This window comes from Neochlamydia sp. S13 (genome assembly GCF_000648235.2).
Classification (GTDB): Bacteria; Chlamydiota; Chlamydiia; order Chlamydiales; family Parachlamydiaceae; genus Neochlamydia.
Genome location: NZ_AP017977.1, coordinates 1,112,694 through 1,136,708, shown reverse-complemented (window position 1 = coordinate 1,136,708; position 24,015 = coordinate 1,112,694). Strand labels below are relative to the sequence as shown.

Annotated in this window: 17 protein-coding genes and 1 pseudogene; 14 read left to right on the top strand and 4 right to left on the bottom strand. The window is 36.6% G+C overall.

Features of this window, described 5'->3' with window-relative positions; all coding sequences use genetic code 11:
* Window positions 1-39 precede the first annotated feature (39 nt).
* The 4 genes from TY21_RS04345 to TY21_RS04330 form a co-directional block, all read right to left on the bottom strand.
* Window positions 40-6,831 carry an ankyrin repeat domain-containing protein gene (locus TY21_RS04345; RefSeq protein ID WP_042238853.1) on the bottom strand — a complete coding sequence of 2,264 codons (6,792 nt, stop codon included), beginning with the start codon at window positions 6,829-6,831 and terminating at the stop codon, window positions 40-42.
* A 26-nt stretch (window positions 6,832-6,857) separates the two neighbouring features.
* Complete coding sequence (locus tag TY21_RS04340) at window positions 6,858-8,351, bottom strand: hypothetical protein (protein WP_042238851.1); 1,494 nt, start codon at window positions 8,349-8,351, stop codon at window positions 6,858-6,860.
* 82 nt (window positions 8,352-8,433) lie between these two features.
* Window positions 8,434-9,141: a hypothetical protein gene (locus TY21_RS04335; RefSeq protein ID WP_130589533.1), complete on the bottom strand. Its 708-nt coding sequence runs from the start codon at window positions 9,139-9,141 to the stop codon at window positions 8,434-8,436.
* A 1,208-nt stretch (window positions 9,142-10,349) separates the two neighbouring features.
* Complete coding sequence (locus TY21_RS04330; RefSeq protein ID WP_042238844.1) at window positions 10,350-11,084, bottom strand: hypothetical protein; 735 nt, start codon at window positions 11,082-11,084, stop codon at window positions 10,350-10,352.
* A gap of 474 nt (window positions 11,085-11,558) precedes the next feature.
* Between TY21_RS04330 and TY21_RS04325 the strand changes: the two genes are divergently transcribed.
* The 14 genes and pseudogenes from TY21_RS04325 (at window position 11,559) to pgl (ending at window position 23,935) form a co-directional block, all read left to right on the top strand.
* A complete protein-coding gene (locus TY21_RS04325; protein ID WP_197725086.1) occupies window positions 11,559-11,885 on the top strand; it encodes a type II toxin-antitoxin system RelE/ParE family toxin in 327 nt (108 codons plus the stop codon).
* A 5-nt stretch (window positions 11,886-11,890) separates the two neighbouring features.
* Window positions 11,891-12,295 carry a helix-turn-helix domain-containing protein gene (locus tag TY21_RS04320; RefSeq protein ID WP_042238838.1) on the top strand — a complete coding sequence of 135 codons (405 nt, stop codon included), beginning with the start codon at window positions 11,891-11,893 and terminating at the stop codon, window positions 12,293-12,295.
* Between the two features lie 237 nt (window positions 12,296-12,532).
* A pseudogene (locus TY21_RS04315) lies at window positions 12,533-12,833 on the top strand (transposase); the annotation flags it as partial.
* Window positions 12,834-13,331: 498 nt separating this feature from the next.
* Complete coding sequence (locus TY21_RS11650) at window positions 13,332-13,454, top strand: hypothetical protein (protein ID WP_255501522.1); 123 nt, start codon at window positions 13,332-13,334, stop codon at window positions 13,452-13,454.
* 623 nt (window positions 13,455-14,077) lie between these two features.
* Window positions 14,078-15,403: an ATP-binding protein gene (locus TY21_RS04305; protein ID WP_042238835.1), complete on the top strand. Its 1,326-nt coding sequence runs from the start codon at window positions 14,078-14,080 to the stop codon at window positions 15,401-15,403.
* A gap of 119 nt (window positions 15,404-15,522) precedes the next feature.
* Window positions 15,523-15,708: a hypothetical protein gene (locus tag TY21_RS04300; protein ID WP_042238833.1), complete on the top strand. Its 186-nt coding sequence runs from the start codon at window positions 15,523-15,525 to the stop codon at window positions 15,706-15,708.
* A gap of 389 nt (window positions 15,709-16,097) precedes the next feature.
* A complete protein-coding gene (locus tag TY21_RS04295) occupies window positions 16,098-16,355 on the top strand; it encodes a type II toxin-antitoxin system prevent-host-death family antitoxin (protein WP_042238831.1) in 258 nt (85 codons plus the stop codon).
* 188 nt (window positions 16,356-16,543) lie between these two features.
* A complete protein-coding gene (locus TY21_RS04290; RefSeq protein WP_042238828.1) occupies window positions 16,544-17,782 on the top strand; it encodes a YihY/virulence factor BrkB family protein in 1,239 nt (412 codons plus the stop codon).
* A gap of 197 nt (window positions 17,783-17,979) precedes the next feature.
* Entirely contained in the window at window positions 17,980-18,759 is a 780-nt protein-coding gene (gene kdsB, locus TY21_RS04285; RefSeq protein WP_042238826.1) for a 3-deoxy-manno-octulosonate cytidylyltransferase, read from the top strand.
* Window positions 18,735-20,354, top strand: a complete 1,620-nt coding sequence (locus TY21_RS04280; RefSeq protein ID WP_042238823.1) for a CTP synthase — start codon at window positions 18,735-18,737, stop codon at window positions 20,352-20,354. Before kdsB ends, TY21_RS04280 begins: the two co-directional genes overlap by 25 nt.
* Window positions 20,351-20,842: a Holliday junction resolvase RuvX gene (gene ruvX / locus TY21_RS04275; protein ID WP_042238821.1), complete on the top strand. Its 492-nt coding sequence runs from the start codon at window positions 20,351-20,353 to the stop codon at window positions 20,840-20,842. Before TY21_RS04280 ends, ruvX begins: the two co-directional genes overlap by 4 nt.
* A complete protein-coding gene (locus tag TY21_RS04270; RefSeq protein WP_042238818.1) occupies window positions 20,832-21,359 on the top strand; it encodes an EVE domain-containing protein in 528 nt (175 codons plus the stop codon). Before ruvX ends, TY21_RS04270 begins: the two co-directional genes overlap by 11 nt.
* Before the next feature lie 196 nt (window positions 21,360-21,555).
* Window positions 21,556-23,031 carry a glucose-6-phosphate dehydrogenase gene (gene zwf / locus TY21_RS04265; RefSeq protein ID WP_368668646.1) on the top strand — a complete coding sequence of 492 codons (1,476 nt, stop codon included), beginning with the start codon at window positions 21,556-21,558 and terminating at the stop codon, window positions 23,029-23,031.
* Between the two features lie 136 nt (window positions 23,032-23,167).
* Window positions 23,168-23,935: a 6-phosphogluconolactonase gene (pgl, locus tag TY21_RS04260; RefSeq protein WP_042238813.1), complete on the top strand. Its 768-nt coding sequence runs from the start codon at window positions 23,168-23,170 to the stop codon at window positions 23,933-23,935.
* The last annotated feature ends 80 nt before the right edge of the window (window positions 23,936-24,015 follow it).

Genomic DNA, 24,015 nt, shown 5'->3' with positions numbered 1-24,015 from the left:
CTTAAAAGCCATTCTAAAATTATTCGAGAGCTTCTCAATTTAATCAGAATTTCTACTAAATTTTTCAAGGAATTGCTCTACCTTTGGGTTAATAACCTCTTTATGAGCTACTATCAAAGGAGTAACTCCATTTAAATCTTCTTCATGGACATTAGCTCCTTGGTTTAATAGGAGACGAATAATTTCTAAATTCTCAGTATATACTGCATTGTGAAGAGCTGTTCTACCCAAAGCATCTCTTTGATTGACTGGAAAATGTCGAAGCGTCAATTGAATAGCTAAAGGGTTATTTGCGAGAACAGCAGTATGAAGAGGGGTATTGTTTTGAGGAGCTTGGGTAATAATTAAAAGAAGACGGTCTATACATTCCTTTACATCAATTGTTGCAAGTTCTAGTGGAGAACATGAGTTAAAGCTAGTTTTGAGTTTAGGATCGGCGCCACAAATCATTAGCAATTCAACAATTTCTTTAAACCCTTTTTCAGCGGCAATGTGCAAAGGTGTCATTCCCAGTGAATCTTGGATATCAAAATCAGCTCCTTGGTCAATTAATAACATCACATGAGTCAAATTACCAGCTCGTGTTGCTAGATGCATTAATGTTTCCCCTTTGCTATTTTGATAGTCCAAAGAAGGATTAATGAAGTCGAGCATCAATTTAAATTGCTCAGACGATGAATTAGCAGCAGCTAACTCAAGAGGGATTTGACCCGTATCATCGCAAAGTTTCCAGTCAGCTCCTTGCTTGAGAAAAAACTCGGTGACATGCAAAGCACCGAATTGACAAGCATAGTGTAGACCTGTCAATCCATGATCAAGCCGTGAAGAAATGGGAATACCCATTGCATACAAAATTTTCACGGGATCAATGTAGTCCTTTGCAATTGCCAAGCAAATAGCTGGTAACAGCTGGCTAAGGTCGTTTATTAGCAGATATTCTTGGAAGAGGGTGATCAATCTTTGAGTATTACCCGCGCTATTTACGATAAGGCTTTGCAAAATATCTACACCATCAGAAGTTCTTTTATGTGGGTTTGCTCCATGTTCAAGAAGCCATTTGACTGCTTCTACTGTTCCTTGTTTGGCTGCCAAAAGGAGGGGTGTGGTTTCTTTAAGTGTGTGCTGTACCTTTTCTGTATCTAAAACAGGAGTTTCAACTGAAATACCTTGAGAGAGCAAAAATTTCATAGCTTTGATCTTACCTGCTAAAGCTGCAGCATGAATGGGCTGTAATCCTTGATCATCATAAGTAGAAATCGATAATCCTTGCTCGGCAAGAAAACGTAAAATGTAAATTTTATTGCGAGTCGCAGCAATATGTCCAATAAACTGCCCCTCATCGCTCATTTGATTAAATTGTGCCCCACGAAATAAAAGAAAAAGAGTAATTTCTTCATTTTTAGATAAGAGCGAAGCCGATAGAGGAGTCAAAAAACTCCTCCCTTTTTTATCACTGTGACTTGCTCTATGATTGACATTTGCTCTAAATTTAATTAAGAGACGAATAATAGGATAATTGCCTTTTAGACAAGCAAAAATCAAAGGTGTGATTCCAGAAGCGTTACAGAATTCAACATTAGTGCCCCCTTTCAATAGTGCTTTAACTTGCTCGCGTTTATTTTCTTTAATGGCATAAAAAAGAGGGGTAAGCTCTTGATGATCTACAGGATCTACTTTAGAAGGGCCGAGCTTTTTGATGAGATTTTTCAAGAGCTCTATATTATCTGCGACAGCTGCAAAATGCAAAGGCGTTTGTCCTTGATGATTGGTTGTATCCAAAGGAAACACATCGAATTGAGTTGGATCTAAAGAAGTGTTTTTGATCATCAAATGCGCATATGAATTGCCCTCACAATCTATTAAATGAGGATTAAATTCTCTAATTTTAGTAAGAGCTATAATTAAACGATTGAGTTGTTTAGTTTTAGAATAAACGCAAGCTTTTAAAATGAGATGTAAAAGCGTACCTCGCAAGCTGAACCCCTTTAAATTTATGGTAAAATAGGTATTAATTGGCCATTGAGGTAATACTTCTAAAATAGAAGCAAGGTCTTGCTTAGAAACGGCATCATACAGCTTTTCGGTCAAACTTTGATAATTTTCTCTTTCTGGATTAATTCCTAGCTTAGCTTTCACAGCATAACGATTGTTTGCGAAAGAAAGACTAGTAAGCTTAGTTCCATTTTCTTCATCAATTAAAAATCCACGGTTAATCAGAATTTCAGCACAATGTTCGTGGCCTTCTCGACAAGCAATATGTAAGGCGTTATGACCCATTCTTTTTTCTCGCTTAGCATCTGGATTTCTAGTCAAAATGATCTCTAACATTTCTGATTGACCCTCTTTGGCAGCAAGTAATAAGGGTGTCCAACCCTCTTGATTTTGGTAAGCGGAAGAGGCTCCCCTATCAATTAATCTCAAAAAAGCTCTAATGTCCTTGGCCTTAATGGCAAGCAAAAGGGCTGTATCACCTGTGAAATAGCTTGGCTGATTCAAGTCAGCTCCTGCTTTGATAAGTGTATCTAATATCTCTTCTTTCGCGAAAGAAGCAGCACAAAAAATGACATCTGGAGTAATGGGGTTGCGATGATTTTCGTCTAACAAAAATGCAACGTTTTCTTCTCTTTTGCTTTGAACAGCATAAAAGAGAGGATAACGATCTTGGTCATCTTTGACATTTAATTGTGCTCCACAGCTATATAAATAACCTAAGACTTTGCTTGAAATGCTTCGAGCAGCAAGATGAACAGGGAGAAAATTTTTTCCATTTTCAATTGATTGGTTAACAAGATGAGAAGCACCAAATTTTTCAACAAATAAACGAATGAGATCTACCTCACCCCTTTCTAAAACGCTGTAAAATAAATGTCTTCCTTGATAATGATTGATTAAAGGTAAGCCTCTTTTCTTTATTTGCCCAAGCAAGAAACTAAAAACTCGCTTACTTCCATTCTCGCCTGCAAGATAGGGAAGAGTTTTGCCTCCTTCTGCTGCTAAAGGTTGAAGAGGGTCTTTCGTTTGTTGATAACGCTTTCTGAATAAATAAATTCCATCGGATTGAGCAAGATAATGTTCAATTTTCCACCCTTTAGTATCTTTTATAGTGTCTAAATTTACTCCTTGAGGAATTAAGAGATTGGAAATAGCAACGTGATTACCAGCTTTAGCAGCCGATAATAACAAATCCTGCAGTTCAATTTGAGTAAAATGGGTGTTTTTAAAAATTGAGTCAATAAAAGGAGAACCTCCCTTGTAACCTGTTTGCAGCAAAAGTTTAAAAAGGCGTTGAGGAGTAATTTCAGCACCACGTTCTAATAAAACTTCAAGAAATGGATAAAACTTACCTCTAATGGCCAATTCGATGGGGGATTCTTTGAGTTTATTTTTGGTACTTAAATCCCTCACATCTGTAATTAAATTTAGAATATTCATTGCCACTGGAAGATGAGCATAGCGAAGAGCCATAAGTAGTGGGGTATCTCGTATGGCATTTTTATAGTCTAGATAGCCAGGAAGCTGGCTTAAAAGTTGATTAATCTCTAGCGAATTCTTTTTGATGGCCATCTCAATGGTAAAAGGAGTCAAGCTTGATTGAGGAGTCAAAAGTTGGCATAGCTGTAAATTATCATGCTTGAGAGCATAATCCAATGCTGTTTTTCCATTTTTTGCCCTTTTTTTCGGATCAGCACCTTTTTTTAGAAGATAATCGACTAAGGAATATGAGCCTCCTGCACAAGCAATCATAAGAGGAGTAATGCCTTCATTGGTCTCCGCATTAATTATTTTCACAGCTTTTTCTGACTGCTCTAATATGATTTTTATAGATTTTAAATCGCCTTGATGGGCAATACAATGCAGTGCCGTATAGCCATCATTTAGCATGGCATCGCCCCATGCTCCTCGATGTATTAACCATTGAATTGTTTTGGATTGTTTGTGCTGAATAGCGACGATTAAAGGGGTTGCTCCTTGATTACTCACAGCATTTATGGTCTGAGGGTATTTCTCTGTTAAAACTTCTAACTGATTTAAATGCCCATGCATGGCAGCATAATGAACGGGAAGATAGTTTTTATTGTCGCCTACATGTGGAGATAAGCCTTTCTTTAGCAGAGCAATGGTGAAAGCAGAATTTCTTGCACTTGCACTATGATGCAGTAAAGAACGACCCTCACGGTCTTGCATGTCATCTAATGCAACATTTTGAATCAGATCAACAAAATTTTCTTCGTTGTCTTGAGTAATCGCTTGCAAAAGCTTTCGCATTAGTTGGCTAGAGGAAGGAATAAAAAAAGGAAAATCTTGGTCATTTTTTCCAAAATCCAGACTCATATTATCGAAGCCAAGTTTAAAAATTATCCCTTTAGGTTCATTAGGATGATGACTTTCAACTGCTAAACACTCTCCCCTTTTGGTATTTTGAAGTGCTCCCCCCATTTGTTCTAAAATTTGATGGCTCATCCAAGAAGGTTTAACTTTTAGTGAGGATGTATTCATTCCACATCCTCCGACAATTCTTTTACCCGTTTCGATCTCTTTTGCAGATTGTTCGCTGGGTAAGATGAAACAGTCCAGAGTAAGTCTCCCAATCGGTTCTAGTTTATTTTGGTTTTTAAATATACTAGGCAATACCTTAAAAAAACGCTGAATGATTATATGTGGATTATTGTTTATCTCATTTATCAGCTTGTAATTTTGCCCACTGTTTTCTAAAAGAGCTTGCTTACATTGATCAAATAAATTCTTGATGTTTTCTAAAATATCTATTTCGCTCGTGCATTGCTCGATATGAACTTCATATTTTGTTTCATTAGCTAGCATGTCTTGCTGCAGAAAAGGCGAAGCATTTCCATAAATTTCTTTTTGAAGGATTTTTTTAAAATCACTCTTCATTCGATCGTTTTCAATAGTGCTTGTCTGATGGGAGAGAAACCGGCCAATTAAGGTCTCACTTTGATTAACGAACGTTTGAAAAATTTTGAAAAGATTGATTTTTAATTCTTCCTCACGCGGCTCTAAAAGAGGAAGGGGGGGGAAGAGGGTCGGGCAACTGGCCGCTTTAACTTCTACTTCTGGTAAAAAAGGAATTTTGCGATGTTTTTTCAAGGTCATAAAGTAATAAGAAAAGAAATTAATTACTCCTAGCATAGCAAAATATTTACGGCAAAATGGCATTTTCACCATGTGATTATGAATTTGCTGCTTCATGAATTCATAAACTTGAATTAGCTTATCGTAAGCCGCAGGATAGCAGCCATTTAATTTGTAATATTCTTCGAGTGCTTGCTGATAATCGGGATGAGGTTCAACGGTATATTGAACATCAAAATCTGGGCTAAGGACAAATAATCCTTTTGACTGATAAATCCCTTTTTGTTTGGCAATTATTCGAAAGGAGTTTGTGAATTTTGTATAATCATTGAAAATGGGATTTTCCTTTAGATAGCTATCATCCCAAGCTTCATGCACACGTCCACTAAGCTCTTCCTTTATTATTTCTAAGCTGCTCATTTCTAAAGCTTTTAGTAGAGATCTTACTGAGTTGTAGGTTTGACCATCCCCGCTAAGTTGCGCTTCGGCATAGCTTTTAAGATTAATCAATTGCTGTAGCGTAGAGCTGTTAATGGAAATTGGAGCAGGTTTTTTTTGCCATTCGTGAATAAATGTTTCCTTAAAAACTCCTCCATTGAGATAGCCTTTCATAAAATAATCAAGCATGCTAAAAACCTGGCCCACAAGAGTATTTTCATAAGCAGGATGGATGACAGGATACAAGTTGGCATTTGTATTAAAATGTAGGCTGAAGAAAGGGACAGTATCATGAACATAGATTCCATAAGCAAGCTCTTGAAGGATTTGTTTCAGTTCTTGACTGTTAAAGGGCACATCCTCTCCTTCAAAAGCCGGAATAAAGAAGGCGTGCTCCGTTGCAAATAGCGATTCAGGAGAATCGAAGAGCCCCTCAATTAACTCGACAGAGCAGCCGACGCCTCCAATTTCACCCCTTGCCCCTCCTTTTATAGGAGCTGGATGATCTTGGTGACAGGAGTTAAACGACTTTGTCAGCCCTGTTTTTTGTAAAGTTTCATGAAATTGAGCCTTTCCTGGTGTAGGGTCGGGTTTAAAGTTTTTATCAGGATCTTTTTTATAAGCAAACCTCCATTTATCTCTAAATTCAACCGGTGATTTATACCTAGGATGCTTATTATCTCGATATACATCTATATGAGAAGGCTCTCCGAACCGATTATGATGATCAATGTGGTAAAAAACTCCTGTTTTTTTATTATAGTATGCTCCTTTCCCATTGGCTGGATCTGGGCCTGAAGTTGTAAATTTTCCAGCTTTCACTTTTTCTTCAAATCTGTTGACGAGCTCTTCTTTTGTTAAATGCGATACAGGGCTTGCATTCCCTGTTTTGATATGCCTAATTTGAAGATTTTTGCTAAAACGACCAGCCCCTTCTAAGTGGGGCAAGATGAGAAGTTCTCTATCAAGAGCATCAAAAACAAAATCCCACCTCCTTTGAGAAATATTTTCAATTCGTGCCATCAAGCTGTGGCCTTTAAGTTCTGGATCAAATGCTGATCGAATTTTATTCTTTGGAATAACAGAAAAATCCTTTTCAGGATTTTGTATCACGCCAATCATTCCATAATTTGCTAATTTGAAAAGCTGGATATAGCATCCTTTTTCATCCTTAAAGGGAAAGGTGAGAGGAACCAAAGCACGAAGAAATTCTACTGCATTGTCTCTAGTCAATTTCTTTTCTTGGGTTAGGATAGGAGGGTTTGTCAAAGAATCTAAATGATTTAATGGATTTAGCGTCATATTCTCACTTTTTCCTAAGGTTAAATTTAGAAAATTATTTCTAAGTCGGGTCGTATCTCTCTAAGAGTGGTTCCTAAGACAGGAGAAATATTTTGAGATGTTTTCATATAAAGACGGGACAAATTTTTTAAATTTTGCACAAGCGCTATAACTCCTGTTTCAGTTAACATATAGCAACCAGTGATATTAAGCTCCGTTAGATTTTCTAAAAAGCTAAGGTGCTTTAATCCTTTATCCGTTATCTTTTTGCATCCCCATAAAACAAGTCTTTCAAGGCAAGAAAGGGTTTTAATAAAGGCAAGTGTCGCATCACTAATATTTTGACAATAAGTGAGGTCAAGATCTGTAAGGTGTGTTAATTGCTTAAAAGAGCAGAACCCTTCATCAGATACTTTGCTACAATTGCGCAAATTAAGAGTTTTTAAACTTCTTATCTGCGCAATTTCCTTTAAGCCTTCATCTGTTATAAGTAGGCATCCATGTAAGTTTAGAACTTCAAGTTGGGGTAGAGATTTAAAATGGGCCATGGTGAAATCGCCAATATCTTGACAATAAGAAAGATCTAATTCCTTAAGATTATGTAGCTGAGAGAGAGGCTGACCACCCTTATCTGTGAGCTGATGACAACTTTTAAGGTTCAAATACATAAGGGATGATAGAGTGCCAATAGTTTCTAAAGCGGTATTTGTAATATCACAGCCGCTTAAATTTAAACGTTCCAATTGTTTCAAAAATTTTAAATAGGAAATACCTTTATCAGTAATTGTCTCACAGTGTTCCAAATAGAGTTCTTTAAGTGAATGAATAGTTCCAACAATTTTAAGGCTTTGATCCGAAATTTGCCCACATTCTTCTAAAAAAAGCCCTTCCAGGTGAGGAAGAGCGACGATTGTTTGTAGCCCCTGATCATTGATATGCGTCCCCTTGAGGTTTAAAACTAATAAATTCTTTAGAGAAGCTAAATAAGATATTCCTTTATTAGTAATATTTGTACACCTTGCAAGGCATAGATAACTTAAAGACTGAAGTTTTTGTATCCATTTTAATCCTTCATCTGTCAATCCTGGTTGATTACCAAGAGATAAAAATTGCAGTTGCTTCAAGCCAGATAAAGTTTCAAGGTCATGATCTATTAAATATTCGCAGTTGTTAAGATCGAGCGATAAAAGTGTTTGAGAAGAAGAAAGGCATTTGGCAAAACGCTCATCGATTTGACAGTTATTAAGTTGCAGATGAGTTAAATGAGGAAGGGAGCCCAAAACAAGGATACCGTCCTCACTTAAGCTATAAGCCGGGTCTATTGATAAACTAGATAACTTGGGAAATAGAGCTAAAGACTTTAAACCTTCGTCAGAAATTTCGCATGAAAAATGGAGAGACTCAATTTGAGGGCAATATTTTGCTAGCAAAAATAGTTCTTGATCACCCCATTGATAACCATTAAAATTAAACTCTTTTATCCCCTTTTCCTTTAAAGCATTTAGATCAGCTTCCAACGATAATTTTTTAGGCATTAGCATGTTTTTAAACTCTTCTTAATTTGCTTCGACATGACTGTAACGGCTCTATTTGAACGAAAATTTTTTATTAATTAAACAAATTTTAAGGTTTAATGCAATGCACATTTAAAAAATGCAAAGCTTCTCTAGCTTTTTCAGTATTTTCTTCGGCTAAACTGTTTATGAGATTTTCACGGAAAATAGGATTGCTTTCCAAAAATTCGGTTGTATAGGTTATGATACTCATCCAATAAGCCCTCTTTTGCATCTCAATTATCCACTCTTCGACGAGGAGGTTTTCAAACGGTTGGGATTTATTCATCTTTGGAAAAGTGAGCCAACTATAGCTTGCCTGAAGAGAAGTACGGAGCCTAACATCATTTTCAATTAAGATTTTGAGATAACCAAATATTGCAGCTATTTGAGTGTGTTCCTTTTTTAAAGCCTCAAACTCTTCAAGTTTTATCCTAGGTAAGACTTGTTCCGAGGGTCCTTTCAAAAAATTTGCTGACAAATGCGTGAAATATTTGAAGACCTGATTTACTTTCTCAACGCCCCAATAAACTGAGGTTTTCGCTAAAATATAACCGTTGAGTTTCTTGTTAGAAGCTGGTCGTTTCCATAACAAATAGTTAGCTAAAAGATTAATTGATAAGATTGCTATCGGTTCGCAAAACAATAAAAGAGAAGGACTATTTCTTTGTTTTTCCCCAGCATCAACAGAAATGTTAAATAGAAGAGAAACAAATATCCCTGTTAATATACCTAGCACATAAGTCATAATGCGATAAGCTTTTTCTTTGCTTTTCATATCAGGATAGTAAAATTCATCTCGAGGCTTAAAAGGAAAAATAATCCAATTCGCGGCTAAAATTCCTATTGTCAGCGGAATTGGAAATACCCTTTTACTTCTTAAGAAAGAATGACAGGCTGCTCCTAAACTACCCCCCCAAATAAAAGAGAGAAGGAAATAAAGCTTGTCCTTTTTCCTCTTATCATGAGAGCAAGAAAGTTCGTTTGAAAAAAAAGTGGAATTAATTTGGGAAATCATAATGTTTAAATAATTAATTTAATTTGCAAATTATTAACTTTTAATTATGTTAGTGACAAAAGCAATAATAAAACACAAGGTTATTACTTCAACTTTTTTAAAGGGCTAACATGAATCTTTCTAGGAAAAATTTAGACAATTGCCTAAACGTACTTTCTCTGTTTCCCTCGAAAGTATTTTGATCACACATAATCTTCCACTTCTATAGATTTGGTAAAAGGGTTTTGCCTTTCTGCCATTAAGTTAAATTCCTTTTCTTTAGGCAACTTTTCTTCATGGGTGTAATCACGATATGCCAAATTCCGTAAACTCTGCTTCCCACGGCAAATCAATGTCCATGTATTTAAAACGAACATTATCATGTTTTTTAGGACAAAGAATCGCCTGCCGGAGGCTTTCTTTTGCTGCACTGATCTGATTTGCTTTTATCGCCTAAAAACATTCTCGCTACCTGACCTTACATTCTCTAAATTCTTTACCTTGATAAACACAGCACATGTGAATTCGAATATTCCTGCATACAGAAACAGGAAGTTCATCTACCATATGTCCAAAAGGCAATCCATTAACTTTTTCCCAACTTTGGATAAATTTAAGAAGCTTTTCCCCCGGGAGAAAATTCTGTAAATCCGGTGATCCAAGATATTCGAGCTAAAGAATTTCTTGATATAAACATAGCCGAGCACAAAGGAATTAGCTTTGCTTACATTTTCATAAAAAAATCGCCTTCGTGGAATGAGGATTAGCATGACTTCAGATGAAGACCAACGAGTATTTGGCCAATCATGATAATTAAGCGGTTGAGTATATTCGTCAAAAAGGCAGTAAATCATTATGATTTGCTTTTCCATAGCTTCTATCCTAAATTTTAGTTTAGAAAAAATAATTTTAGGATTTTGAAGCCTTTTTCATTTAAACAAAAAACTTATATTAACTTAGTGTTCTGCAATTTAAATTAATTTTTCTCTTTAATCTATTTCTTTTTGTTCCATATACTCTTTGAAAGGAATATCGTCTAACAAAAGAGGGGTATTAGGAGAAAAGTAATGCATGAACTTATCTAGTATTTTTAGCTCATCAATGAGGGCATCGTCTACTAAATCATCGCCTAGCTCTTCAATTTGTCTTTTTAGATTTCTTGCTCTCTTGTTAATTAATTCTACAGCAGCTTGCTTGCGCAACTCTTCTTTTATCAATACTTCTTTAAACCACTTTTTTCTATGAAGGCTTTTCTCTTGTGCTATTTTTATCCGTGCAAACCGGTCTTTCTTTAAGATCCCCCATATGGCTCCAGAAAGCATAAGAATAGGCCCGATAATTTGTTTAACAACTGGAAGATTTGGTGTTTTCGTTGCAAATTGGCAAGCTCCTACACACATAGCATAAGTAAAATTGCTTCCATCTTCTAGAGGCACATAGCTCATGTCCTTGGCAGTAGCATAAATAAAGCTTTGTCGATATTCATTTATTGCTTCAAAAAACAGTTTATCAATTAAACGAATAGTAAACATTTGATGCTCTGATGGTAAAGATAACTCAGCCATACGAGAAGGCATTACCTCGCTCGTGTTCTTAAAAAGCCTCAACAATTGAGTCGTTTTTTCTTTATCTTTCGTTGAAACATAGAAAGGTAATTGCCTTGATGTACTTTGGATGAGCTCGCCAGGTACATCAACTTTAGAGAGTGCAAGATAATTAACCATATTTAAAACCTTGTAAGCTTGTTTAAAACCTTGTACGCTTGATAGGTTCACTATGAGTAATTTCCAAAAATCTAGTCAACAAATTTTTGTGTATCACCTCTTTTTTTAAACTTTCATTTACAATCAAGCTTATTAGTAAGCTTAAAAGTTTTTTCAGAAGCACTTTTTATTCGTTACTCACAAGGAAAAGAATTGGCTCACTAAAGCAATTTAGTCCAATGGAGCGCTACATGGTAAATGCCAACATGCAATAATACTCACTAGACAAGCAAAGAAAGAAATTAAAAAGTAAAAGGAATAAAAAATATTTTCAGGAAATATCTTGATGACTTTAGAGAAAATCTAAATCTTTTTTATGATTGGCTATTAGATTTCCTTTGAGAGGTTATCTCAATTTTGGGATAATATATATGTGGACGAACAATGGATTAAAAAAAACCGATTCTCTAGATGGGATCTAGCAAAAAAGACTTTATGGAATTTCCTGATGGAGTGAAGAACGAGATGGGCCATGCTTTATGCATTGCTCAAAAAGGTGAAAAACATAGAGGCACTAAACCTTTTAAGAGATTTAGGGGTGGTTCCGTGCTTGAAATCGTCCAAAGTGATGCCCGAGGTACCTATCGAACAGGGTATATGGTGCAAATGGAAAAAGCTGTTATTATTCTTCATGCTTTTCAAAAAAAATCAAAGACGGGCATCAAAACTCCAAAGCAAGAGATTGATCTAGTTGAGCAAAGATTGAGAACTGCACCTCAAAAATACAAAGAATGGCTTGATACGCTTAAATTTAGAGGTTAACTGACATGGTCATTAAAAAAAAACAACAAGAGATAGAAAGAAATGAGCTTGAAATTAATAGTGACAATATTTTTGCAGATATTGGAGTTGCTAACGCAGAAGAAGAACTTACTAAAGCCGGATTGGCATGGGAAATTGACACTATCATAAAAAAAAGAAAACTTACCCAGCAGAAAGCCGCAACAATTATGCAAATCAATCAACCCAAAGTATCTGCATTGTTGCATCGAAAGCTGGCAGGTTTCTCTATAGAACGCTTAATACATTTTTTAAATTTGCTCGGGCACGATATTGATATTGTTGTAAAACCTAAGCCTCAGAATAGAAAGGATGCACGAGTCAATGTTGTTGGTTATAAAGAATATTCAGGAATCTTAACCAATAGCCCTATGGCTGCAAAATCTTCCTAATAAGCAATATTTTTAAAAACTATAGAATGAATTGTAATATAGAAACGGCTTATTCTGAGGGCTTTATTACTACCTCATTAAGTGTCTCTCTGATATTAATGTAGGTAAGGTTTATTAATCAAGGAGGGGGCAATGGACCTAGAGCAATTAAATTCCATTGGCGAACAACTTAATGAATGGATTAATGTTTTTAAAGCCCACTTAGGAAGATCAGAAAGAGTTCACTGGTGCAGATTGTACATAGCAGGATTAATATTGGATGGGGAAAGGAAATCTATCGAACCTATGGCAAAAAGGCTTCCTGGGGGAAATGAACAAGCTATTCAACAATTTGTCAATCAAAGTCCTTGGGATTATGCAGCGCAACCACAACAATTAGCTGAGCATATGGTTAAAAGTATGGGTTTTAAAAAAGAAGCGCTTGTCTTAAGACGACACTTCTACACCCAAGAAAGGAAAGTTTTCGGTAGGGGTAGCTCGGCAGTATTGTAGAGCTTTAGGGAAAATTGCCAATTGCCAATCAATCGTAGCATGGCATTACTGTGAAAAAGGCAAAGAGCATTTTCCTATCATAGGTGAATGATTCCTACCCTAATGCTGGACAAAAAGTAAAAAAAGAATGCAGGTAGCCAAAGTTCCGCCGGCAAGGTACAAGTTTTTAAAGAAATGGGAGCTTGCTTTGCATCTTTTAGATGGCTTTCTTAAGAAAAATTTTCCCTATGAAGTGTTGATGCCGGTAATGGAGAAAAACGAGAGTTATTGGGAGAATTAGATAAAAGATAGCTAACCTTTATAGCTCAAATTCCTGAAAATCATAGCTTTTGGCCTATCGATATTCCTTTAAATTCTACCAAGAACATTAGAAGTAGGCCAAGAAAATATCCAGAAGTAGCCGATAGAAACTTTAAGCCCCTGTCTGCTAAGAAATGGTTGAAAAAACTGGTACAGCAAGGAAGTAAATGGCAAAAAGTAACTTTAAGCCTTAAATCGAAAAAATGTTGAGAAAAAATATGAATTTGGCTGTAAGGCTTCGCTAGTGATTACCCATCAAGAAGGGTTAGCTTTAGAGGCCAGAGCCATCCATGGCAACCCTTACAATGGGCACACGCTTGAAGAAGCTCTTAAGAAAGCTCAGCATAATAGCGGCAAGGACATCTAAGTAGCTTTTGTAGATAAAGATTATCGAGGCCATAATGTGAAAGGCAAAAGCATATTTATTTCCGGGCAAAGAAAAGGCCTAACTGATTGGATCAAAACTTAAGCTAAAAAAGACGCCAATCGATAGAACCTCATATCGGCCACATGAAAAATGATGTCAAACTGGGACGCAATTACCTTAAAAGCTGTTTGGGAGATTGTTTTGTTTTAACGCCATTTTATGTGGAATTGACCATACTATGCGTTTAATTTACAACTGGCTAGCCGCTCAAAATTCTCCCAAACCTCTTTATTCAGACTAAAAAGCTTAATTTCTTCTTTTAATTGCTTTAAAAACCTATCTTGAAGGCTACCTCCTACGCTAAAACTCTTAATTTTTAACTAATTTTCATTCTCACTAACAAAAATTCTTGGATTTTCAGTTTTTTAACTCAACACTAAAAGAAAATTCATAATTTTTCTTTCTAAAATGGATGCAATGAGCAAATTTTTAAGATTGATTTAGATCGAAATAAATAAAGTTTACCTTGTAAAATTGACAAATAACGTATAAAATTACCCCATAAAATTGACAGATATGTCCAAAAAAAAGCACTAAAATGGGAAAGATTAGGTAAGATATTTATGAAACGTGAGATAGAAAAGCAGCTGATTGCATGGAAAATATCCCCGATCAGAGCACCGCTCTTATTGCGCGGAGCAAGACAAGTTGGTAAAAGTTGGATTATCGAAAAATTTGGTAGAGACCAATTTGAAAATTTGGTAGTAGTTAACTTTGAGCAGAGACGTGAAGCAACTGCTTGTTTTGGAACGCTTTTGCCCGAAAAAATAGTTTCTGCAATTGAGCTCCTTACCAACTCTATCATCCATCCAGGTAAAACACTTCTATTTTTGGATGAAATTCAAGAATGTCCGCACGCAATTGTAGCATTGCGTTATTTTAAAGAACAAATGCCTGACCTTCATGTAATTGGAGCAGGATCTCTATTGGAATTTGTACTTAATGATGAAAAATTTTCTATGCCAGTTGGGCGTATCCAATTTCTTTATTTGCGACCGCTATCCTTTTATGAATTCCTGAGTGCTTGTGATAGAGAAAATCTGCGTGATTATCTCGGTACAGTATCCCTACAAAATCTCCCTCAAAAAGTTATTCATGATGAACTATTAAAGCTAGTAAGAGAATATATAGCTCTTGGTGGAATGCCTGCTGTGATTGCTGCTTACCTTCAAACTAAGAGCCTTTATCAAACTCAAGGCGTCCAATCCGACCTCTTATCTACCTATCGTCGGGATTTTGGGAAATATGCGACAAAAGCCCAACATAAGTATTTAATCTTGCTCTTTGAAAAAGTACCAAGCCTAGTTGGAACATGGTTTAAATATAATAAAATAGACCCTGCAGTCCATCCTAGAGAAATTAAGACAGCTTTAAAACAGCTCTGCCAAGCAGGGCTTCTTTATCAGGTTCATCATTCATCGGCCTCTGGGCTGCCTCTTGTAACGACGCAAAATGAGAAAAAATTTAAAGTGCTATTTCTTGACGTCGGGCTTGTTAAGAGAGCTTGCTTTCTAGATACAGCTCTTCTTTTTAAAGAAGATATCATGCTTATTAATCAAGGATTGCTAACAGAGCAGTTTGTAGGCCAGGAACTACTTGCTTACTCAGACTGCAAAGATGAAGGACGCTTATTCTTTTGGGTTCGGGAACAAAAAAATAGCAGTGCAGAAGTCGCCTTCGTAATTCCTATAGGCAATAAAATCATTCCTGTAGAAGTCAAGGCTGGCACAACAGGTAGATTAAAATCATTGAAAATTTTCCTAGAAGAAAAAAATTCTGGAATTGGAGTACGCATTTCTGCTAATCCGTTAGCTTTTGAAAATAAACTCCTCTCAATTCCTTTTTATCTAATTGCAGAACTTCCTCGACTCATCCACGAACTACAATAAAATAGGCATATTGTTTTTTTTTGTGATTCATTTACTCTAAGATGAGGAAGAAAATTTATCCCAAGAAGAGAAATTGGAGTTAAAGCAAATAGCTAAAGCAATCAAAAAAAGGATTAAAAATGGGTAAGTTATTTGAAGGGCTTAAAAAAGGGCTTGAAGAAGCTTTAGCATTTTCAGAAAGGAAGCTTATGCTTAAATCAGAGCTTATCGAAATCCCAGAATCCACAAATAATATAAGGCTCTCGATATTAGAAGAATCAGAGAGAAAAATCATTATTTGCAAGGAATCTTTGCAAAAGCATTAAATGTAGCAGCCCTGCGGCTTCTACAAATCGTAGACAAAGGTTTTATAGGTCTAACATTTCTAAGCCTCTATAATGGTGATAGTTTCATGGCAATATGGCTTTGAAAATGCCTTTTAAATGATCTTTAAAATAGCTTTTTCCTAGCCTTCCCTCATTTTTCATTTGGCCAATATGGGTTCAATTGTCTGACACATGTGTATCTGTGCTCTTATCCACTCGCTCACTGTAGTCCTCCCCTTTCATGTTTCTTAAGAAGAAAAATTAACAATTCTTTCAAGAATCTATTTTCCATCCGTTTAGGAGAATAATTACATGTCTATAAAATATTTTATAAGTTTATATTTTATATATTCGGTATATTATACCTGGATAGTGAAAGGAGAGGTAATATGAAGAACATAAGAAGCATTTCAGTTACTCAAGCAAGAAAAGACTTAGGAAAGATTCTTGTAGAGGTCAATTACCATAAAAAACGTATTCTTCTTACCAATCGCAAGAAACGAGTGGCGATAGTACCGATTGAGGATTTAGAAACTTTAGAAGCCCAGGAGGATACTCAAGATATTCATGAAGCAAAAAAAGTTTTAGAAGAGATTGAAGCAAAGGGTACTATTTCTTTGAAAGAGATGAAAAAACGATTAGGCTAAAGGTTAAAGCCAAGATGGCAAAAGCTAGAAAAAAATCCTCGCCTAGAAAATGTTGAGCCTCTACCAGGTTTAGGTATGAGTTTTATATCGCTTTTTAGCAGCAAGTAAAAGATAAAGCCATCCTTTCTTACTTAGGTTATTACTAGCAAGTGCTTGCATAAGTTTAAGATTTGATATAATCTGCATTTATGAAAAGAATATGGAAACTATTTTGTCATACAGTTAAAGGTTTTTATGAAGATGACTGCAACGCACGTGCAGCAGCTTTAACCTACTTTACTTTAATGTCTATTGTTCCCGTGCTTGCCGTAATTCTTGGCCTCGCTCGAGGCTTTGGCTTTGCCCCCTTTTTAGAAGAAGTTATTAAAGAACAACTTAGCAAGCAGCCTGATATTGCTAACTATACGATTGACTTTGCGTATAGCCTTTTGGAAGAAACGAGTAGTACCTTGATTGCTGGTGTGGGAGTGGTATTACTACTATGGACTGTTTATAATATCTTGGGAAATGTAGAAGAAGCTTTAAATGATATTTGGAAAATTCCTTGTGCACGCTCCTGGATAAGGAAAGTTACCGACTATATTGCAGCCATTATTATATGCCCCTTATTTTTCGTCGTTTCAAGTAGCCTAACTATTTACCTAAAAACCCATATTGTAGAAATTTCTAGAAAAGTAGTTTTCTTTGAATACCTATTTATTCATTTTTTTCCCTTTTTGATAACTTGGATGTTATTTACTTTTTTATATTTCTTTTTGCCTAATCGAAAGATTTCATTCAAACATGGAATGCTTGGCGTGCTTGTAGGAGGAACAGTCTATCAGCTTATCCAAACGTTTTATATTAACATACAGTTAAAACTTTCTAGCTATGGGGCTGTTTATGGAAGTTTCGCAGCTTTGCCTTTATTTTTAATATGGCTAAATTTAAGTTGGATGATCATTTTAGCTGGAGCCGAATTGGCCTACCAAGCAGAGATTATGGCATGGAATTATGCGCCTAGGCGTGAAGGCACTCCTCAAACCCTAACTTGTCGACGCGTGCTAGCTCTTATGATTATTTATAGCTGCATTCGTAATTTTTGTGAAGGCAAAACCCCTTATACTATTCATCAGCTTTCAGATAAGTTTGGAGTAGCCAAGATCAAGCTAGCAGAAATTATCAAAATCTTAACCCACTATAAAATTCTTTCAACAACAGACTATTATTCTGATGGAGAGATTTATTATCAGCCTGCTCGCGATGTCAATACCATCACCTTAAAAAATGTAGCTGATATTTTTCCCGCCGTAGAAAAAGAGATAGTGAGTATTTATAGAAATCCTTCAGTTTCTTATTTTGAAGGATTACTTGCTAAATATGATAAGAAGACTACAGAGATACAAGAAAATTTACCTTTAAGCTCTATTAACTTGCAAAAGCTATGAAATTTTCATCTATCGTCCTTCTATGGCTGTAGCTCCATAAGTTTTTTCCCTCCCCTATCAAAAAGAACCTGTAATCCATTGTAGTTTTCTTCGTGTAAACAGCAGCGGTTTGCAGGGAGTAACATCCTTTTCGAATAACTCTTGAATTTATGGATCCAATGAAATAAACTGCTTTTTTATAAATTTTAAGAGAAGAGATGTCGGAAACAAAATTACCGAAAATTATCGGCGTTATCCCCGCACGTTATGGGAGCACTCGCTTTCCCGGAAAGCCTTTAGCAAGTATTTTAGGCAAATCACTCATCCAACGAACTTACGAAAACACAAAAAAATGCCTTTCTTTAGATGAAGTGTTCGTGGCGACAGATGATAGACGAATTTTTGAGCATGTAGAAAGCTTTGGAGGCAAGGTTGTTATGACTTCTTCTGGATGTCCCACCGGCTCAGATCGACTAATTGAGGCTGTACAAAATAATCCTATCTTTAAAGAAGCCTCTATAGTAGTGAATATACAGGGAGATGAACCTTGCTTAGAACCTTCTATCATTCATAAAGTGGTTCAGCTACTGCTCCAAGATCCAAATAATGTTATGTCCACAGCGGTTACGAAAATTCATTCAGAAGCTGAGGCTTTAAATCCTTTTGTTGTTAAATGCTGCTTAGATCGACAAGGGAATGCTCTTTACTTTAGCCGCTCCTTGATCCCTAGTAATCCGTCGGCAAAATTTGATCCTCGCACGGTTTACTTTAAACATATTGGAATCTACGGATTCCGTCGAGAATTCTTATTTACCTATGGTAAGTTAGGGACTACTCCCCTGCAACTAGCAGAAGACCTAGAACAGCTTAAAGTTTTAGAGCATGGATATAAGATAAAAACCGCGATAGTCGAAAGTGCAAGCCTTAGCGTTGATCATCCTGAAGATATAAAAAAAATTGAGTCACTATTATTATGCAAACAAAATATTTGTTCATAACAGGCGGAGTTTGTTCATCTCTTGGTAAAGGGTTGACGGCTGCCTCTATTGCGATGCTGCTTGAAAAAAAAGGCCTCAAAATTGCCTTACTTAAATTTGATCCTTACTTAAATGTAGATCCCGGTACGATGAGTCCTTATCAGCACGGGGAGGTATATGTAACCGATGATGGAGCGGAAACTGATCTTGACCTGGGACATTATTATCGCTATACCAACTCTCCTTTATCGCATGCTTCCAATGCCACTTCAGGGCAGATTTATAATTCAGTAATTCGTCGAGAGAGGCAGGGAGATTATCTAGGAAAAACAGTGCAGGTTATCCCTCATATCACCGATGAAATTAAGCAACGCATTCATATTTGTACTAAACAAGAAGAAAATATTGATGTTGTTTTAGTGGAAATAGGAGGAACAGTAGGCGACATCGAATCGCTACCTTTTTTAGAAGCTATCCGTCAATTTCATAATGAAAATAAAGGCAACTGCTTAAATATACATCTGACTTATGTCCCTTACTTAAAAGCGGCAGGAGAAGTTAAAACCAAGCCCTCCCAACATTCTGTGCAAGTTTTAAGAGAAATTGGTATTTTTGCCGATATTATTATCTGTCGTTGTGAAAATCCTTTATCTGAAGAAGTTAAAGATAAATTAAGCCTTTTTTGTAATGTTAGCCGCCGAGCAGTCATTGACGAAGCAGATGTTGAATCGAGCATTTATGAAGTTCCTTTAAAGCTACATGAGCAAAATCTCGACTCAATGATTTGTGAAATGCTTCATTTGCCTAATAGGCCTGTTGACTTAGCTGATTGGCAAAAAATCCTTAATACCATCCATCACCCTAAAGGAACGATTACTGTAGGAGTCATTGGTAAATATGTACAACATCAAGATGCCTATAAATCGGTTTTTGAATCTCTGCATCACGGAGCTATTTCTTTAGGCTATAAGCTAGAAATCAAATGCTATGAAGCTGATAAATTAGCAGAAGAGGGAGTGGATTTAGAAAATATAATCAAAGGATGCGATGGTTATTTGGTTCCAGGAGGCTTTGGAGAGAGAGGCTGGATGGGAAAAATCTTTTCGGCAAAATATTGTCGCGAGCGTAAAATTCCTTATTTTGGCATTTGCCTTGGCATGCAAGTGATGGCCGTAGAATTTGCAAGACATGTAGTTAAGCTGGAAGATGCTAACACAACCGAAGTAGACCCTTTTACAAAGAATCCCGTGATCTCTTTGCTAAGTGAACAAAAAGTTGTTCAAGACATGGGCGGTACTATGCGGCTGGGAGCTTATAACTGTTATTTGAAGGCAGGATCAAAAGCCCATCATGCCTATAAACAAGACAAAATTTCTGAAAGGCATCGACATCGTTACGAGTTTAATAACAAATATAAAGAGCAGATGGAAAAAGCTGGTTTTATCATTTCTGGTACCCTGGAATCTGCCTCACTATGTGAAATCGCTGAAATTAAAGATCATCCTTGGATGGTAGGTGTACAATTTCATCCTGAATTTAAATCTAAACCTACCCAAGCGCATCCTCTATTTAAATCTTTTGTGCAAGCCATGATTGATTATCAGGCCAAAAAATGAGCGACGTCCAAGTAGAAAAGCCTTTGATCACTCGCATCGCAGCTTTAGACTACGGATTAGCACGCATAGGAATCGCTGTTTCTGATGAGAGTAAGACGATTGCGTTACCTTTTATGACGCTTGGCTGTGAAAAAAAAACAAGCGATACTGCTAAAAAGCTGGTTTTACTTTTAGAAGAGCATCAAAAAGCTAACCATTATACTCTGCTCGAACTAGTTATAGGGCTGCCTCTTTTAATGAATGGAAAAAGAGGTTATCTGGCAGATGAAACTCAATATTTTATAAGCCTATTAAAAAATTTACTCTCTATTCCTGTAGTTTCTTGGGATGAACGGCTTACATCTGTTCAAGCTGAACGTACGATGAAAGAAGGGAAGCTAAATCGCAAGAAACGTGCTAAATCTGTTGACAATGTTGCGGCTATCATTATCCTACAAAATTATCTTGATCATTTGAAATTACGTCATGGTGGGACATATGGCTTCTAACACTCAATATTGGCTAATGAAAACTGAACCTTCGGTTTTTTCTATCGATGATTTACAACGTGAAGGATTTTCAGAATGGGAGGGCGTAAGGAATTTCCAAGCCCGCAATTTTATGCGTGATAGGATGAAAGAGGGTGATTTAGTGCTTTTTTATCATTCCAATGCAAAGCCTTCAGGTATAGTAGGTATTTGCCGAATATGCCGGGAAGCTCATGCTGATTTCACCGCATGGGATAAAGATAGCCCTTATTATGATCCTCAAGCTACCCCCGATCATCCTATTTGGATGATGGTAGAAGTAGAGTTTGTAAAGAAATTTTCCCAAGTTATCGCTTTATCTGAGTTAAGAAAATACCCTCAGCTTGAAGGGCTAAAAATTTTAGAGAAAGGCTCCCGTTTATCTATTACTCCTGTGGAAAAAAAACATTTTGAATTTATTGAATCGCTGGGGCAATTAAGGGTTGAATCAGATCAGAATATATGTTCTTCTCAAGCTCAACCTACCCAATCTACCTAAGGTCATTATCAATCAAGGCCTTCGATCATATCTTCATTTGTAGTGAAATATATTGAGCCGTTTGTTAAAAACACAGGTAAAGAATACCTATTTCGAGGAGACTTTTATGTCGACAGCTACATTTCCGATTGCTAAAGAGTCTTCCCCTGCTCTTACCGAGGTCAATCGTTCTCATAGAACAGCTACCCCCTGTATCATGGTAATCTTTGGTGCCACAGGTGATCTGACTGCCCGTAAGTTAGTACCTGCCATTTATAATCTCAATAAAGAAAAATTGCTTCCCTCTCACTTCGCTTGTGTAGGCTTTGCACGGCGTAAAAAAACGGATGAAGACTTTCGCCAGGAGATGATGGAGGGAATCAATAGCTTTTCACGTACAAGGCCGGTAGATAAGAGTATGTGGAATACTTTTAGCGAGCAATTGTATTATCATATGGCCGAATTTCATGAAGATGAAGGGTATATAAGGCTAGCTAAGCTACTTGAAGACTTAGATATTAAATATGGAACAAAAGGAAATAGAGTTTTTTATCTATCTACCCAGCCTAGTTTTTTTCCTCTTATTATTCAAAAGCTGAGCCAACATAACCTTATTTACAACGAGATAGAAAGCCCTGATAAATGGTCGCGAGTGATTATTGAAAAACCTTTTGGCTTTGACTTAAAGTCTGCCAAGGAGCTGCAAAAAGAAATATCCCAGTATCTAAACGAATCACAGATCTATCGCATAGACCATTATCTAGGTAAAGAAACTGTTCAAAATCTCTTAGTATTTCGTTTTAGCAATCCACTTTTTGAAGCCATTTGGAATAATAGCCACATCGATAATGTCCAAATTACAGTAGGCGAAGAAATAGGCATTGGCAACCGCGGTCGATTTTTTGAAGAAGCAGGCATGCTAAGAGATATCGTTCAAAACCATATGATGCAGCTTCTCTCTCTTGTCTGCATGGAACCTCCCAATAGCCTTAGAGCTGAAGCCATTCATAATGAAAAAGTCAAAGTTATTGAATCCATTCGCCCTTTTTCTATAGATCAGATGGATCGCTTAATCATTCGCGGACAATATGGCCCTGGCCTTATCAACGGCCAGCCAGTCAATGGATATCGGCAAGAGGAAAACGTGCATCCTCAATCTCAAGTAGAAACCTATGTAGCCCTACAATTGTTTATTGATAACTGGCGCTGGTCCGGTGTTCCTTTTTATCTTAGGGCAGGTAAAAGGCTTCCTAAAAGAGCTACAGAAATAGCTATTACTTTTAAAGCTGTACCAGGCTTTCTCTTTAATGATGCAGGTAAAACAATTGAACAGAACGTCTTAGTAATACGTATTCAACCTGATGAAGGAATTTCTTTAAAAATTAATTGCAAAGTGCCTGGTATTAATAGCCCTATCCAACCTGTTAAGATGGATTTCCAGTATGGATCTTATTTTGGCGCCACCCCTCCCGAAGCTTATGAGAGGCTAATCTTAGATTGCATGTCGGGAGACAACACCTTATTTGCACGAGCAGATGAAGTGCTAGCTTCCTGGAGATTATTATCGCCTATCCACCACCACTGGCAAGATAATCCTGTCCCCTGCTTCCCAAATTATGCTGCCGGGACCTGGGGACCTGAAGAGGCTAATCAATTGCTAGTACAAAGTGGAAGAAAATGGAGTTTAATTTAATCTTCCTAACTTTTTAAAGTTAAAAAAGCAAGGTAGTTGTAAAAGATTAGTTAGAACGAGTAAAGGTAAATAAGAATTTTTTTATCTTTGAGAAACATGATTCGCTAGGGTAAAAACAAAAAAATATTTAGGTCTTATGCTAAATTCCTCTTGGAAAACTAAAATACAAGTGTTTGATGATAGAAGAGATGTGGTTGCTGCTGGAAACTACCGAGAAGCACTCCTTTATTGTGTGGAGCAATTCATTGAGCTTGCGAATACATGCATTGAAAACCAGGGTTACTTTGCAGTAGCATTATCGGGAGGAAGTACTCCTAAAGCTATTTTCCAATTTCTTACCTCTTTAGAAAATCGCGGAAGAATTGAGTGGTCAAAAGTCCTGCTATTTTGGAGCGATGAGCGCAGCGTGCCTCCCACTCATCCAGAGAGTAATTACTTAAATGCTATGGAAGCAGGCTTTAATGCATTGCCGCTGAAAGCGGACAATATCTTTCGGATGCAAGCTGAAAATAATATAGAAGAGAATGCTCGGCATTATCAAGATTTGATTCAAACTAAGATTCCGAAAAAAAACTTTGATGCCGTGCTTTTAGGTATGGGAGAAGATGGGCATACTGCCTCACTTTTTCCTCAGACAAGTGGCCTGCATGTACGCAATCGCTTAGTTATCGGTAATTTTATCCCTCAAAAAAACACATGGCGTATGACTCTTACTTATGAGTGTATTAATGCCGCCTCATACATTTTGCTATATGTATTTGGAAAAGGCAAAGAAGATATGGTCTTTCAAGCATTAAAGGGGCCCTATAACCCCGAGCTAATCCCTGTGCAAAAAGTTGGGACACCTACTCACAAAGCTTTATGGATTTTAGATGATAACTCTAAATCTTTATTGGCAAAATGAATCATTACTATATTTAAAAGTTAAATATGCATTTTAAAATATAAGAGTATTGATTAGAAATATATCTTAGCTTGCTAACT